The sequence below is a fragment of the Lentzea sp. NPDC036949 genome, from assembly GCF_055608075.1.
The window spans coordinates 216,904-231,812 of sequence record NZ_JBVJRA010000013.1; the positions used below are offsets into that span (position 1 = coordinate 216,904).

The following is a 14,909-nucleotide window of genomic DNA, read 5'->3' on the forward strand; positions in this document are numbered from 1 at the left end:
GCGTGCCACTCACCGCCCGTTTCGTTTCAGAACCGCGGATCGTTTGCGAGGTGATCGCATTGCCGATGCTCGTGTACCTGGACAAGCAGGCCGAGGACGGCAAGCTGGCGCGAGCGTGCTCAGCACCGGTGCGGCCCCCGAGCGGCTGGTTCACCAGAGCTGACGCCACCCGGAGTCAGTGGTCCGCGAGTTCCACCCGCTTGGTGACGTCCTCGGAGCGCAGGATCGCGAACTCGCGGTCCTGCGCCTTGAGCACCTTGAGGTAGCCGGGGCTCGTCTCGAACACGTAGACGTCCTCGGAGTCGTTGATCCGCTCCTTCGGCACCCACGGCGTGCTGACGACCGCCGCCACCGCGAGCGCCGTCCCGGCCAGGAGCCACGCGAACCAGTGCAGCAACCACCGCGCGTTCCTGATGACCAGCACGAACCCCACCCCCAGCGCGACCGCGCCGAGCGGCATCCACCACCGGTGGTACGTGAGCGTGTGCGACACCATCAGCGCCACGAGCACGATCAACGTGAGCAACGCCGTCGTGTTCGCCCGCTCGGGGTCCTTGCGCGTGCGGAGGTAGAAGAAGAAGGTCGCCGGCGTGACCACCATCAGCAACACCGTGCTGATCCGGTCGTCCGCCATGAACGTGCCGAGGAACAACCCTGGCGCGTCATCCAGTTCCAGCGTGTGCAGCAGCGCGAACGCCGTGTGCCAATCATAGTGCGACACGGCCAGCAGCCTGAGCAGGACGAACAGAACGGCGGCGCCGGTCACCGCGGACCCGGTGTGCTTTGCATCCACCCGCAGAACTATGGCGTATCGCCGGTCACAGCCCTCCCGACGTGCACCGCGCGGGCGCGGCTACCCTGTGCGGACATCCCGTACCTGTTTTCGAGGAGTCACACCGTCGTGTCCGAGCGCACCCTGGTTCTGGTCAAGCCCGATGGCGTCGAGCGTGGTCTGGTCGGCGAGGTGATCGCCCGCATCGAGCGCAAGGGCCTCAAGCTCGCCGCGCTGGAGCTCCGCACGGCTGACCGTGCTACCGCCGAGCAGCACTACGCGGAGCACGACGGCAAGCCGTTCTACAACGACCTCGTCGACTTCATCACCGGCGGCCCGCTGGTCGCGCTCGTCGTCGAGGGCGTCCGCGCCATCCCGGCGTTCCGCCAGCTCGCCGGCGGAACCGACCCCGTCGAGAAGGCCACGCCCGGCACGATCCGCGGCGACTTCGGCACCGAGGTGCAGTACAACCTCGTGCACGGCTCGGACTCGGCGGAGTCGGCGGAGCGCGAGATCAAGATCTGGTTCCCGAACCTCTGAGGTTGCAGGGATTCTGCGTGAAGCGGTGAGCTGAGCGCGTTGAGCTTGGGCGCTTGAGCGTCTGAGCCGTCTGAGTTCGTCGGACCCCCTGGTTGTCAGACCCGCTGAGTACAGTCGGGTTGATCAGGGGGTCCTGTTTCTGAGGGGACGCCTGCGGGAGCGTGTCCTTGCGCTCGACATCCCCTCTCAGGCCCGGCAGGACCATCGGAGCGCTCGACGGGGAAGCCACCACCGCCAAAGCCCGAGGAAGAGCTCGAAACGCCTCGCCTTCGGCTCGATCAAAACCCAGCTCCCCGCCGAGGGCTTGACCCCAGCCCACCCGGCGAAGAGCCGTTCAACCGCGTCCCCTCGGGATGACTGAGCGGCAGGTACATCCACACGTCGTCCCAGCGGTCCGCCCCGACGGCGATCGCGTTGGGCATCCGCCCGCATTCGCGGAACCCGAGCTGCTCGTACAGCTCGATCGCCCCGTGGTTGTTGCCGCGCACGCCGAGCATGGCGATCTCGAACCCGGCCGCCCGCGCGCTGTCCACCAAGCCCTGCACCACCAGCCGCCCCAGCCCGAGCCCACGCGCGGCTGGGTGGGCCATGACCTGTTGAACCTCGCAGCGGTGCTGGAACACGGCGGTGCCCCCGCGCCGCCACAACCCGACGGCGCGCACCACGCCGTCGACCACGGCGGTCACGAACGCGGCGTCGCCGTCGCGGACCTGTTCCAGAACGCCGTCCAGCCACGCCGAGAGCCGGTCCGGACCCGGCGGCGAGTGGTAGCCGACGGCGCCGCCGGCAGCGACCACGTCGTGCACGACGGTGTGGATCTCGGCGCGCAGCCGGGGGTTTGCCTCGTGCGGCCACCGCAGTTCGATCTCCGGCATGGGGCGATCGTAAATGCGTCGAGAATTGTCAGACCCCTTGGCTAACGTCGGGCGGGTGGAGAACCTCGTCGAGGCCAAGGCGCTCACCAAGCACTTCGGGGCGTTCGAGGCCGTGCGCGGCATCGACGTCGAGGTGCGCAAGGGGGAGGCGTTCGGGTTCCTGGGGCCGAACGGGGCGGGCAAGTCGTCGACCATGCGGATGATCTCGTGCGTGTCCGGGCGGACCGGTGGGGACCTGAAGGTGCTCGGCCTGGACCCGGACGTGGACGGGCCGAGGATCCGCGCGCGGCTCGGGGTGGTGCCGCAGCTCGACAACCTCGACACGGAGCTCACGGTCCGGCAGAACCTCCAGGTCTACGGCAGGTACTTCGGGATGTCGCGGCAGCGGTGCCGGGAGAAGGCCACCGAGCTGCTGGAGTTCGCCCAGCTCGCCGACCGCGCGGACCACGAGGTGGAGCCGTTGTCGGGTGGGATGAAGCGCAGGCTCACGATCGCGCGGTCGTTGGTCAACGACCCGGAGCTGCTGCTGCTCGACGAACCGACCACGGGGCTCGACCCGCAGGCGCGGCACCTGTTGTGGGACAGGCTGTTCCGGCTCAAGCAAGAAGGCGTCACGCTCATCATCACCACGCACTACATGGACGAGGCCGAGCAGCTGTGCGACCGGCTCGTGGTCATGGACGGCGGGCGGATCGCGGCCGAGGGATCGCCCGCGGAGCTGATCAGCCGCTACTCCACGCGGGAGGTGCTGGAGCTGCGGTTCCGGCCCGGTGCGGAGAAACCGGACCTCGGGCGGTTCGCGGAGCGGGTCGAGGTGCTGCCGGACCGGTTGCTGCTGTACGCGCAGGACGGTGAGCGGGCGCTGCAAGCCGTGCACGACAACGGGGTGCAGCCGGTGTCCAGCCTGGTGCGGCGCAGTTCGCTGGAGGACGTGTTCCTCCGGCTCACCGGCCGGACGTTGGTGGACTGATGCGGACGTTGCGGGCCTCCTGGTACGGGTTCGAGAAGCACTGGACGTGGTACCGGCGCAACTGGCGGGCCACGGTCGTGTCGAGCTTCCTCACGCCCGTGCTGTTCCTGCTGGCGCTCGGGTTCGGGTTCGGGTCGCAGGTGCGGTCGACCGAGCTGCTCGGCGGCGTGCCGTACCTGCAGTACCTCGCGCCCGCGCTGGTCGTCGTCACGGCGTTGCAGGGCGCCACGTTCGAGTCGACGTACGCGATCATGTCGGCGTTCCTGTGGCAGAAGACGTACATCGGCATGGTGGCCACCCCGATCACGCCCGCTCAGGTGCTGTACGGGCAGGTCATGTGGATCGGCACCCAGCTCGTGGCGCGGTCCGCGGTGTTCGTCGTCATCGCCGCGGCGCTCGGAGCGGCGGCCGGACCGGGAATCCTGTGGGCGGTCCCGTTCGGGGCGCTGGCGGGGCTCGCGTTCAGCGCGCCGCTCATCGCCTACAGCGCGCGGCTGGACAAACCGGACAGCTTCACGACGGTCTTCCGGTTCGTGCTGATGCCGATGACCCTGTTCACCGGCGCGTTCTTCCCTGTCGCCCAACTGCCGGAGTGGCTGCTGCCGGTGGTGTGGCTGACGCCCGCGTGGCACGGCATCGAGCTGGCCAGGGGAGCGGCGTTCGGCACGCTCGGGGTGCTGCCCGCGCTCGGGCACGTCGCTTACCTCGCGGTGCTGGCGGCGGCCGGGCTCGCGCTCGGCGTCAGGTACTTCCGACGCAGGCTGGCGGTGTGAGATGACCGGGACCCTCGACCGGCGACGGGCCGTGCCCGCCAGCGTGGGGCTGCTGTGGCGGGTGGTACCGCCGGGGCTCTACGGCGGGAAGGCGAGCGTGCTCGTCGAACGGGCCGCCGTCGTCAACCGGCGCGCGTGGTTCGTGCTGGTCGGCGGTGCCTTCGAGCCGATGCTGTTCCTGTGGTCGCTCGGGCTCGGGTTCGGCCAGATGGTCACGGCCGTCACCGGGCCGGACGGGCAGCCGGTCGGCTACGCGGCGTTCGTGGCGCCGGCGCTGCTGGCGGCCAGCGCGATGAACGGGGCCGTGTACGACGCCACGTTCAACGTGTTCTTCAAGTTCAAGTACCTGAAGCTCTACGACGCGATGCTGGCCACGCCGATGGGGCCGATGGACATCGCGATCGGCGAGATCGCCTGGGCGTTGCTGCGCGGCGGCCTGTACTCGGCCGGGTTCCTCGCCGTGATGCTCGGCATGGGTCTGATCGCGTCGCCGTGGGCGTTGCTCGCGCTGCCGGTGGCGTTGCTGGTCGCGTTCGCGTTCGCGGCGGTGGGCATGGCGGCGACGACGTTCATGCGCTCGTGGCAGGACTTCGACCTGGTGCAGCTGGCCGTGCTGCCGCTGTTCCTGTTCTCGACCACGTTCTACCCGCTGTCGGTCTACCCCGGCTGGGTGCGGGTCGTGGTCTCGTGGACCCCGCTCTACCACGCGATCGAGCTGATGCGCGGCCTCACGCTGGGCGTCGTGGGCTGGGGGATGCTCGGCCACCTCGCGTACTTCGCGGTGATGGCCGCGGTGGGCACGGTGGTGGCGGCGCGGCGGCTCGGCAAACTGCTGCTGGACTGAGCGGTGCGGCAGGCGATTCGGCCGTCAACGTGGGGGCGGTTACTCTGGTCGCGTGAGTGCCGAGTCTGTTTTCCCCAGGTTGGAGCCCCTGCTGCCGCGGATCTCCAAGCCGGTGCAGTACGTCGGCGGGGAGCTCAACGCGACCGTCAAGGACTGGGACGAGGCGTCCGTGCGCTGGGCGTTGATGTACCCGGACGCGTACGAGGTCGGGCTGCCCAACCAGGGCGTCATGATCCTCTACGAGATCCTCAACGAGCTCCCGGACGTGCTCGCCGAGCGCACGTACGCCGTGTGGCCGGACCTCGAAGCGCTGATGCGCGAGCACGGGGTGCCGCAGTTCACGGTCGACGGGCACCGGCCGCTGAAGGCGTTCGACCTGATGGGCATCAGCTTCGCCACGGAGCTGGGCTACACGAACATGCTCACGGCGCTGGACCTCGCGGGCGTCCCGCTGCACGCCGCCGACCGCACCGAGGACGACCCGATCGTGGTCGCCGGTGGGCACGCGGCGTTCAACCCGGAACCGATCGCGGACTTCGTCGACGCGGCGGTGCTGGGCGACGGTGAGGAAGCCGTCCTCGAGATCACCGAGATCGTCAAGAACTGGAAGGCCGAGGGCCGCCCCGGTGGCCGCGACGAGGTGCTGACCCGCCTGGCCGAGACCGGCGGCGTCTACATCCCGCGGTTCTACGACGTGGAGTACCTGCCGGACGGCCGCATCCAGCGCGTGGTGCCCAACCGCGACCGGGTGCCGTACCGCGTCTTCAAGCGGACCACGATGGACCTCGACGCGTGGCCGTATCCGAAGCAGCCGCTGGTGCCGCTCGCCGAGAGCGTCCACGAGCGGATGAGCGTCGAGATCTTCCGCGGCTGCACCCGCGGCTGCCGCTTCTGCCAGGCCGGCATGATCACCCGCCCGGTGCGCGAGCGGTCCATCGAGGGCATCGGCGCCATGGTCCAGAAGGGCCTGGAGGCGACCGGTTTCGAAGAGGTCGGCCTGCTGTCGCTGTCCAGTGCGGACCACAGCGAGATCGCCGAGATCACCAAGGGCCTCGCCGACCGCTACGAGGGCACCAACACGGGCCTGAGCCTGCCGAGCACCCGCGTCGACGCGTTCAACATCGACCTCGCGAACGAGCTGTCCCGCAACGGACGTCGCTCGGGCCTCACCTTCGCGCCCGAGGGCGGCAGCGAGCGGATGCGGCGCGTCATCAACAAGATGGTGTCCGAAGAGGACCTCATCAGAACGGTGTCCGCGGCGTTCTCCAACGGCTGGCGGCAGGTGAAGCTGTACTTCATGTGCGGCCTGCCCACCGAGGAGGACGAGGACGTCCTGCAGATCGCCGAGATGGCCAAGAACGTCATCCGCGCCGGCCGCCAGGCCAGTGGCCGCAACGACGTCCGCTGCACCATCTCGATCGGCGGGTTCGTGCCCAAGCCGCACACGCCGTTCCAGTGGGCCCCGCAGTGCGACCCGGACGTCGTGGACGACCGGCTGCGCAAGCTCCGCGAGGCCGTCAACGCCGACCGCAGCCTCGGCCGCAACATCGGCATGCGCTACCACGACGGCAAGCCCAGCCTCATCGAAGGCCTGCTCAGCCGCGGTGACCGCCGCATCGGCAAGGTCATCGAGGCGGTGTGGCGCGACGGCGGCCGGTTCGACGGCTGGAGCGAGCACTTCTCCTACGAGCGCTGGACCACGATGGCCGCGCGCGAGCTGGAGCCGCTCGGCGTCGACCTCGCCTGGTTCACCACCCGCGAGCGCGAGGAGCTGGAGGTCCTGCCCTGGGACCACCTCGACTCGGGCCTCGACAAGGAGTGGCTCTGGGCCGACTGGCAGGACGCGCTCGACGAGCGCGAGCAGGACGACTGCCGCTGGACCCCGTGCTTCGACTGCGGCGTGTGCCCCGCGATGGGCACCGACATCGAGGTCGGCCCGACGGGCCGCAAACTGCTGCCGATCTCCCCGGTCGGCGTCGGTTCGCCGGTGAAGAACCCGGCGCTCACCTCGAAGTGAACGACCCCGTGTCCTGAACGACGCCCCTGCTGCTCGAAGTAGCGGGGGCGTCGTTCAGTGCGGAAACGGGACCGTCCGTGGCCTGCGACGTCACCTCGTGACGGCGGCCAGCGCGTCCACCAGACCGTGCCCGTAGAACGAGTTGTACTCCGAGTACCCGGTGCAGAACGCGTCCTGCACCCCGGTCCCGTACAGGTCGTAGTCCGCAGGGCACGCCAGCGTCGTGGCCTGCACGTTCAGCATCCGGCCCAGCTGCAGCGCGTCGGCCTCCGGGTGCGTCGAGGCGATCAGCGCCGCCACCCCGGCCGCGTGCGGCGCCGCCATCGACGTGCCGCACGAGTAGTCGTAGCCGGACGGCACCGTCGACAGCACGCACCCGCCGGGGGACCGCGAGTCGCCACCGGGCGCCGTCACGTCGATCGCCCCCAGGCCGTACGAGCTGTACGAGGACTTGGTCTTGGTCGCGTCCACCGCTGACACGCCGACGACGTTCTTCAGCTGCGCCGGCAGCACCACGCACGACGGGTCCACGGGCCGGGTCTGCGCCTCGCCGTTCGTCGGTGACACCGAGTCACGGCCCGGCCGCGACAGGTCGGCGGCGTTGTTGCCCGCGGCGGCGACGGTCAGCACGTTGCGCGAGGTCGCGTGGTCCACGGCACGCCGCACGGCCTCGTAGACGACCCGCTGACCCGGCGCGTTCTGGCACGTGAACAGGTACGGGTCGATGAAGTAGCTGTTGTTCGTGATGGTCATGCCCTGCGCGGCGGCCCACATGAAGCCGCACACCGCGTACTCGGGGTAGATGAACCCGTCGTCGTCGACGACCTTCACGGACGCGATGCGCACGCCGGGCGCCACGCCCGTGATGCCGCGGCCGTCGTTGGCCGCCGCGATCGTGCCGGCGACGTGCGTGCCGTGTGCCGACGTGGTCGGTGCCCAAGCCGCGGGGGAGGGGTCGGGCTTGCCGGTCAGGCAGCCCGCGGACAGTTCCGGTGCCAGCGCCGCGGCCAGATCGGGGTGCCGGGCGACGCCCGAGTCGAGCACCCCGACCACCACGGACCGCGAACCGGTCGTGATCGAGTGCGCCGCCGGGGCGTTGATGAGATCCATGTCCCACTGCTCGCTCGACCGGGCGCCGGCGGGCTGCAGCAGCTCGGTGTCGTCCTTCTTGCGCTTCACCGTGCGCTTGGAGGCACCCTCGGCCTGGGCGCTGTAGGCGCGCTGCGGGCCGATCAGCCGGAGGAACGACGGGTCCGGTGACGTGGCCACGGCGACCGCGATCTCCGGGTAGTACACGGTGGTGGTGCCACACGCCCCAGCAATTTCCGACTGCGCCGTAGCAGGGGTCGTGAGCTGCGGGAACACCACGAGGTAGCGCAGCAGCGGACCCGGCTGGGTGCAGCTGGTGAGCACCGGCTCGGCGCCGGCGGGCGTGGACGCCACCAGTCCTGCGGCGAGCAGCGCGGTGGTCACCGCAGCCGCCCGTGCGCGGTGGAGCAGAGGCACCAGGGACCTCCAGGTTGGCGGGGCGTCCGGTCAGCCGGACCGTAACCACGCGCAACGATCTAGACAAGCTGAACGTCCTGAATCAAGTTCACGGTACCGTCCTACTGGACGAACAGCCTGCGCCGATGGGACCGCTCACCCGTCAGGCCCACCCGTGGGGAGCACCACTGAGCCGCCACCAGCCCAACAACCCGTCGGCAGCAGCCGTGCAGAAACTGCGCCTCCGCTACACCAAGCGGGGGAGGCTGCGCTTCACGTCGCACCGCGACATCGCTCGTACGTTCGAACGAGCACTGCGCAGGGCCGGCGTACCCATGGCGTACTCGCAGGGCTTCAGCCCTCACCCGAAGGTGTCGTGGGTCGGCGCGGCGCCGACCGGCGTCGCCAGCGAGGCGGAGTACGTCGAGGTGTCCGTGGTCGAGCAGGTCGACCCGGCGGCGCTGAAGCTCGCCCTCGACGCGGCGCTGCCACCCGGCATCGACGTGGTCGAGGTCGTGCAGGCCCGCGGGGGCAACCTCACCGAGCGGATCGACGCGAGCGAATGGCGGATCGAGCTCGACGGCGTCGACCCCGCTGAGCTCGCGAAGGCGGTCGAGCTCCTGCTCTCCGCCGAACGGGTGGAGGTCGAGCGGCTCACGAAGAACGGCGTGAAGACGGTCGACGTCCGGCCCGCGGTCGTGTCGGCACAGGTCGGGCCACGTTCGAGCGACGCCGGACACGATGACGCCGCAATGTCACCACCGTGTGGGATACTCATGACGGTCGTTCGGCAGGTAACGCCTACCGTCCGACCCGACGACGTGCTGAATGCGCTTCGTGTCGTCGCCGATCTCGTGCCACCGGTTCCTGCGAGAGCAATCCGGATGGCGCAGGGACGGCTCGACGACGAAGGCAGGCTGGCGGACCCGCTCCAGCAGGACAGAGAGTCCTGACGAGCGCCGGAACGCCGGTCAGCGACGCAAACAGGAGGAGCGGCGCTGGAGGCGGCGTCGTCGTGGGACCTGCGCAAGCGTGCGCCCGCTGAGGCGTCACGCCGCTGCGCGCGAGGCAAGGATTCCCGCCGCGAGCATGCGGTGGAGAGAGACAAGAGAGGCCCCTGCGCGGCCGCGTCCTCACGGGACGCGCCCGGGGGTGGAGGAGCTGCATGTCGAACACGGAAAAGCCCGCCGGTGCGACCGGCGGGCAGGGTGTGGTTTCCGCACGCCCTGAGCTGGCCGATCTGCCCGACAAGTTGCGGGTGCACGCCTTGGCCAAACTGCTGGACGTCAGCAGCAAGGACGTGATGACGGCGCTGGCCGACCTCGGTGAGGTCGCGCGCAGTGCGCAGTCGAGCGTGAGCCGCGACGTCGCGCTGAAGGTCGCAGAGACCCTGCTGGACTGGGACGACGTCGTCACCGGTGAGATCACCGAGGACTACGAGGCCCCGGCGGTCCCCGCGTTCGAGGCCCCGGCGCTCGCGCCGGTCTTCGCCGCGCCGAGCGCGGTCTTCCTGCCGCCGACGCCGATCGAGCGGCCCAAGGCGTCCGCCTCGCCGTTCGTCGTCGAGCAGGAGCCGGTCGAGGACGAGAAGTCGGTGGGCGAGCTCGCCGCCGACGAGCTCGACGCCGCCGAGGCCGCCGACGTCGACGCGGACACCGACGGCGACATCGACGTCGACGGTGACGACGAGGGCGAGGGCCGTCGCCGGCGCCGCCGCGGTCGCCGTGGCCGTGGCCGCGGCAAGGGCGCGGATGCCGAGAACGGCGGTGAGGACGGCGACGACACCCAGTCCGAGGACGCCGAGGCGCCCGCGGAGGGTGCCGACGCCGACGACACCGCCGAGGACGAGGGTGACGAGGGCTCGACCCGCCGTCGCCGCCGTCGCCGCCGCCGCAAGACCGGCGCGGACGAGGACGTGTCGTCCGAGGACGACCCGCCGAACACGGTCGTGCACGTGCGCGAGGTGCGCGACGAGAAGGCCGACGACGCCGCCCAGAGCGAGGCCGCGCGCAGCGAGGTCCGCAGCATCCGCGGCTCGACCCGCCTGGAGGCCAAGCGCCAGCGCCGCCGCGACGGCCGCGAGGCCGGCCGCCGCCGCGCCCCGGTGCTGACCGAGGCCGAGTTCCTGGCCCGCCGCGAGGCCGTGGCCCGCACGATGGTCGTCCGCGAGCACGGTGACCGCACCCAGATCGGCGTGCTGGAAGACGGCGTGCTGGTCGAGCACTTCGTCACGTCGTCGGGCTCCGGCTCGATCGTCGGCAACGTGTACCTCGGCCGTGTGCAGAACGTGCTGCCGAGCATGGAGGCCGCGTTCATCGACATCGGCCGCGGCCGCAACGCCGTGCTCTACGCCGGTGAGGTCGACTGGGACGCCGCCGGTCTCGAGGGCAAGTCCCGCAAGATCGAGCAGGCGCTCTCCAGCGGCGACTCGGTGCTCGTCCAGGTCACGAAGGACCCGGTCGGCCACAAGGGCGCCCGCCTGACCACCCAGATCAGCCTGCCCGGCCGCTTCCTGGTGTACGTGCCGGGCGGCGGTGCCACGGGCATCAGCCGCAAGCTGCCCGACAACGAGCGCAAGCGCCTCAAGGACATCCTCAAGCGGGTCGTCCCCGAGGACGCCGGCGTGATCATCCGCACCGCGTCGGAGGGCATCTCCGAGGAGGAGCTGGCGCGCGACGTCACCCGCCTGCAGGCGCAGTGGAAGGTCATCAAGGAGAAGTCCGCCAGCACTTCCACCAAGGCGCCGACGCTGCTCTACGAGGAGCCGGACCTGCTGGTGAAGGTCGTCCGCGACCTGTTCACCGAGGACTTCGCGCAGCTCGTCGTCCAGGGCGACGAGGCGTGGGACGTCATCGACGGCTACGTCCGCCACGTGGCGCCGGACCTGCAGGACCGCCTGAAGAAGCACGTCGGCAACAACGACGCGTTCGTCGAGTACCGCATCGACGAGCAGCTGATGAAGGCGCTGGACCGCAAGGTCTGGCTGCCCTCGGGCGGCTACCTGATCATCGACCGCACCGAGGCGATGACGGTCATCGACGTCAACACCGGCAAGTTCACCGGGTCGGGCGGCAACCTCGAGGAGACCGTCACCCGCAACAACCTGGAGTCGGCGGAGGAGATCGTCCGCCAGCTCCGGTTGCGCGACATCGGCGGCATCATCGTCATCGACTTCATCGACATGGTCCTGGAGTCGAACCGCGACCTGGTGCTGCGCCGCCTGACCGAGTGCCTCGGCCGCGACCGCACCCGCCACCAGGTCGCCGAGGTCACCTCGCTGGGCCTGGTGCAGATGACCCGCAAGCGGGTCGGCACCGGCCTGCTGGAGGCGTTCAGCCAGACGTGTGAGCACTGCCGCGGCCGTGGCGTCGTCGTGTCGACCGAGCCGGTGCACTCGCACGGCGGTGGCGGCGGCAACGGTGGCCAGCAGCAGCAGTCGCAGGGCGGTGGCCGCAAGTCGCGCCGCAACAAGGGCGGCGACCAGGCCGCGGAGACCACCGAGGTGGTGGAGGCGGCCGTCGAGGCCCCCGAAGCGCCGGTCGAGCCGCAGGTCGTGGAGCCGGCCGAGCCCGAGGACACCTCCGAGGACGCCGTCGCGGCCGACCAGGAGCACGAGGGCCACGGCCGTCGCCGCCGCCGTCGTCGTGGCCGCGACAAGGAGCCGCAGGCCGTTGTCGACGCGGTCGTCGTCGAGGAGCAGGCGCTCAACGGCGACGTGCCGCACGAGGTCGCCGAGGACCCCGAGCCGGTCGAGATCGACCCGGTCGTCGAGCCCGAAGCGGTCGCCGAGCCTGCCCCGGTCGTCGAGTCGGCCCCGGCCGTCGAGCCTGAGGCGGCCGTCGAGCCCGAGGTGGTCGAGGAGACCGCGGCGGAACTCGTCGAGCCGGTCGCCCCGGAACCCGTGAAGCCGGTCGTGACCGGCCGCATCGGCTCCCAGCTGGCCAAGCCGGTGGCCGAGCCCGAGCAGGAGGCCGTCGCGGCCCCGCAGCCGGTCTCGGCACCCGAGCCCGTCGCGCCGGTCGCCGTGCAGCCTCCCGCGGCCCGTCCGCGGCGTCGTGCGGCCAAGCGCGCCGCCGGTGCCCCGCCGGCCGTCGAGGCGCCCCCCGTGGTGGTCGCCGAGGTCCCGAAGCAGCCCGAGGTCCAGCTGCCCGCTCCGGTGGTCACCACCACCCGCAGGCGCCGTGCCGTGTCGCGGCCCGCGGGCCCGCCGGTCCAGGAGGACTGAGGTCAGCAACCGTCGAACCGGGGTCGCTCACGCGGCCCCGGTTCTGCGTTGTCAGGGGTGCGCGACCGCACCTGTGAGGGACCGCACAGCCTGCGGAAACAGGTTCAGGGGACCCCAGTTTGCTCCGGGCGCACCCACTCCCGTAACCTTGTCTGCGGCCCGCCATCCGACGGGTCCTGTCGTGTGCCTCCTCTGCTGGTTTCTCGCAGACGGTTTGGCGCATGGCCCGTCACCATCGAGTAGCAGGAGACTTCCGTCCTGATGTACGCGATCGTCAAGACCGGCGGCAAGCAGTACAAGGTCGCTGTCGGCGACATCGTCGAGGTCGAGAAGCTCGAGGGCGAGCCGGGCACCGAAATCTCCCTCCAGACGCTGCTCGTGGTCGACGGCACTGACGTCACCGCTGACGCGGCGGCCCTGGAGAAGTTCTCGGTGACCGGCAAGGTCGTCGAGCACACCAAGGGCCCGAAGATCCGCATCCACAAGTTCAAGAACAAGACCGGGTACCACAAGCGGCAGGGTCACCGTCAGAAGTTGACCCGCGTCGAGGTCACCGGCATCACCGGTAAGTGAGGACCTGACTTCTCATGGCACACAAAAAGGGTGCATCCAGTTCCCGCAACGGCCGTGACTCCAACCCCCAGTACCTGGGTGTGAAGCGGTTCGGCGGTCAGGTCGTCAAGGCCGGCGAGATCCTGATCCGCCAGCGCGGCACCAAGTTCCACCCCGGCGTCGGTGTGGGCATCGGCAAGGACGACACGCTGTTCGCCCTGCTGCCGGGTGCGGTGGAGTTCGGCACGAAGCGCGGTCGCAAGACCGTCAACATCGTTCCGGTCGCGGTCTGAGGATCGTTTCCGCAACGTAGCTAGACCTCGGCGAGGGGCGGGACCGGTCATCCGGCACCGCCCCTCGTCGCTTGTTCCAGAACTTTGAGAGGAAGTAGTTCCGTGGCTCGTTTTGTTGACCGGGTGGTGATCCACGCTGCCGCCGGCAACGGGGGCAACGGCTGTGCTTCCGTGCACCGCGAGAAGTTCAAGCCCCTCGGCGGCCCGGACGGCGGCAACGGGGGCAGTGGCGGCAACGTCATCCTCGTCGTCGACTCGCAGGTGCACACCCTGCTGGACTTCCACTTCCGCCCGCACGCCTCCGCCACCAACGGCAAGGCGGGCGCGGGTGCGAACCGCGACGGCGCGAACGGCGAGGACCTGGTCCTGCGCGTCCCGGACGGCACGGTCGTGCTGACCGAGGACGGCGAGGTCGTCGCGGACCTCGTCGGCGAGGGCACCCAGCTGATCGCCGCCGCCGGTGGCCGGGGCGGCCTGGGCAACGCGTCGCTCGCGTCCAAGGCGCGCAAGGCCCCCGGCTTCGCGCTGCTCGGCGAGCCCGGTGAGACCCGCGACCTGGTGCTGGAGCTCAAGTCCGTCGCGGACGTCGGTCTGCTCGGCTTCCCGTCGGCCGGCAAGTCGTCGCTGATCTCGGTGCTCTCCGCCGCGAAGCCGAAGATCGCCGACTACCCGTTCACCACGCTGGTGCCGAACCTCGGCGTGATCACCGCGGGCGACACCGTCTTCACGATGGCCGACGTCCCCGGCCTGATCCCCGGCGCCTCGCAGGGCAAGGGCCTCGGCCTGGACTTCCTGCGCCACATCGAGCGCACCGCCGTTCTCGCGCACGTCGTCGACTGCGCCACGTACGAACCGGGCCGCGACCCGATCGCGGACATCGACGCGCTGGAGAAGGAGCTCTCGGAGTACACGCCGTCGCTGGGCGGCAACTTCGAGGACCGCCCGCGCGTGGTGATCCTCAACAAGGTCGACATCCCGGACGCGCAGGACCTCGCCGACATCGTCCGCCCGGAGATCGAGGCCCGCGGCCTGCCGGTCTTCGAGGTGTCGACCGTGTCCCGCCAGGGTCTGCGCGAGCTGACGTTCAAGCTGGCCGAGGTCGTGCGCGAGTACCGCGCGGCCCAGCCGAAGAAGGAGTCGACCCGAATCGTGCTGCGGCCGACCGCCGTGGACGACCAGGGCTTCACCGTGACCGAGGACCCCTCGGTCGAGGGTGGCTTCATCGTGAAGGGCGAACGCCCCGAGCGCTGGATCCGCCAGACCGACTTCTCCAACGACGAAGCCGTCGGTTACCTCGCGGACCGCCTCAACAGGCTGGGCGTCGAGGACAAGCTCGTGAAGATGGGCGCCGTTCCCGGCTGCCAGGTCACCATCGGCGACCTGGTCTTCGACTGGGAGCCGACCACCCCGGCCGGCATCGCGATGACGATGACCGGACGTGGCACGGACGCCCGTCTCGAGCGCAACGACCGCATCGGCGCCCACGAGCGCAAGGCCCTGAAGAAGGCCCGCCGCGCGCCCGGCGCCGGTGACGACGGTGACGACTTCGACGAGGAGTGAACC

The 14,909-nt window shown here is 70.4% G+C and carries 13 protein-coding genes; 10 read left to right on the top strand and 3 right to left on the bottom strand.

Going from position 1 to position 14,909, the window contains the following annotated elements; genetic code table 11:
- Positions 1-175: 175 nt before the first annotated feature.
- The gene (locus tag ACZ7CD_RS31730) at positions 176-793 is read right to left on the bottom strand and encodes a hypothetical protein (RefSeq protein WP_470372173.1); all 618 of its coding nucleotides are present in this window, start codon (positions 791-793) and stop codon (positions 176-178) included.
- Between the two features lie 108 nt (positions 794-901).
- Between ACZ7CD_RS31730 and ndk the strand changes: the two genes are divergently transcribed.
- A complete protein-coding gene (ndk, locus tag ACZ7CD_RS31735; RefSeq protein WP_053735616.1) occupies positions 902-1,312 on the top strand; it encodes a nucleoside-diphosphate kinase in 411 nt (136 codons plus the stop codon).
- A 278-nt stretch (positions 1,313-1,590) separates the two neighbouring features.
- Here the strand turns inward: ndk and ACZ7CD_RS31740 are convergent, their stop codons facing one another.
- Complete coding sequence (locus tag ACZ7CD_RS31740; protein WP_470380333.1) at positions 1,591-2,187, bottom strand: GNAT family N-acetyltransferase; 597 nt, start codon at positions 2,185-2,187, stop codon at positions 1,591-1,593.
- A 55-nt stretch (positions 2,188-2,242) separates the two neighbouring features.
- Between ACZ7CD_RS31740 and ACZ7CD_RS31745 the strand changes: the two genes are divergently transcribed.
- From ACZ7CD_RS31745 to ACZ7CD_RS31760, 4 genes are read left to right on the top strand one after another with little or no spacing between them, the layout of a single operon-like run.
- Positions 2,243-3,157 carry an ABC transporter ATP-binding protein gene (locus tag ACZ7CD_RS31745; RefSeq protein WP_470376024.1) on the top strand — a complete coding sequence of 305 codons (915 nt, stop codon included), beginning with the start codon at positions 2,243-2,245 and terminating at the stop codon, positions 3,155-3,157.
- Positions 3,157-3,930: an ABC transporter permease gene (locus tag ACZ7CD_RS31750; RefSeq protein WP_360399382.1), complete on the top strand. Its 774-nt coding sequence runs from the start codon at positions 3,157-3,159 to the stop codon at positions 3,928-3,930. Before ACZ7CD_RS31745 ends, ACZ7CD_RS31750 begins: the two co-directional genes overlap by 1 nt.
- A gap of 1 nt (position 3,931) precedes the next feature.
- Entirely contained in the window at positions 3,932-4,774 is an 843-nt protein-coding gene (locus ACZ7CD_RS31755) for an ABC transporter permease (RefSeq protein WP_360399379.1), read from the top strand.
- Between the two features lie 52 nt (positions 4,775-4,826).
- Positions 4,827-6,791: a TIGR03960 family B12-binding radical SAM protein gene (locus ACZ7CD_RS31760; RefSeq protein WP_360399376.1), complete on the top strand. Its 1,965-nt coding sequence runs from the start codon at positions 4,827-4,829 to the stop codon at positions 6,789-6,791.
- Between the two features lie 90 nt (positions 6,792-6,881).
- Here ACZ7CD_RS31760 and ACZ7CD_RS31765 read toward each other — a convergent pair whose 3' ends face one another.
- Positions 6,882-8,297 carry a S8 family peptidase gene (locus ACZ7CD_RS31765; RefSeq protein WP_470380334.1) on the bottom strand — a complete coding sequence of 472 codons (1,416 nt, stop codon included), beginning with the start codon at positions 8,295-8,297 and terminating at the stop codon, positions 6,882-6,884.
- A gap of 206 nt (positions 8,298-8,503) precedes the next feature.
- On the opposite strand from ACZ7CD_RS31765, the gene ACZ7CD_RS31770 reads away from it, so the two are divergent.
- From ACZ7CD_RS31770 to obgE, 5 genes are all read left to right on the top strand, one after another.
- Positions 8,504-9,229, top strand: coding sequence for a TIGR03936 family radical SAM-associated protein (locus ACZ7CD_RS31770; protein WP_360399586.1), 726 nt, complete (start codon positions 8,504-8,506; stop codon positions 9,227-9,229).
- A gap of 212 nt (positions 9,230-9,441) precedes the next feature.
- Positions 9,442-12,501: a translation initiation factor IF-2 N-terminal domain-containing protein gene (locus ACZ7CD_RS31775; protein ID WP_360399370.1), complete on the top strand. Its 3,060-nt coding sequence runs from the start codon at positions 9,442-9,444 to the stop codon at positions 12,499-12,501.
- A gap of 261 nt (positions 12,502-12,762) precedes the next feature.
- Complete coding sequence (gene rplU, locus ACZ7CD_RS31780; protein ID WP_030468121.1) at positions 12,763-13,074, top strand: 50S ribosomal protein L21; 312 nt, start codon at positions 12,763-12,765, stop codon at positions 13,072-13,074.
- A gap of 14 nt (positions 13,075-13,088) precedes the next feature.
- On the top strand, positions 13,089-13,346 hold the full coding sequence (gene rpmA, locus ACZ7CD_RS31785) for a 50S ribosomal protein L27 (protein ID WP_053735607.1): 258 nt from the start codon (positions 13,089-13,091) through the stop codon (positions 13,344-13,346).
- 102 nt (positions 13,347-13,448) lie between these two features.
- The gene (gene obgE, locus ACZ7CD_RS31790) at positions 13,449-14,906 is read left to right on the top strand and encodes a GTPase ObgE (protein ID WP_360399365.1); all 1,458 of its coding nucleotides are present in this window, start codon (positions 13,449-13,451) and stop codon (positions 14,904-14,906) included.
- Positions 14,907-14,909 lie beyond the last annotated feature (3 nt).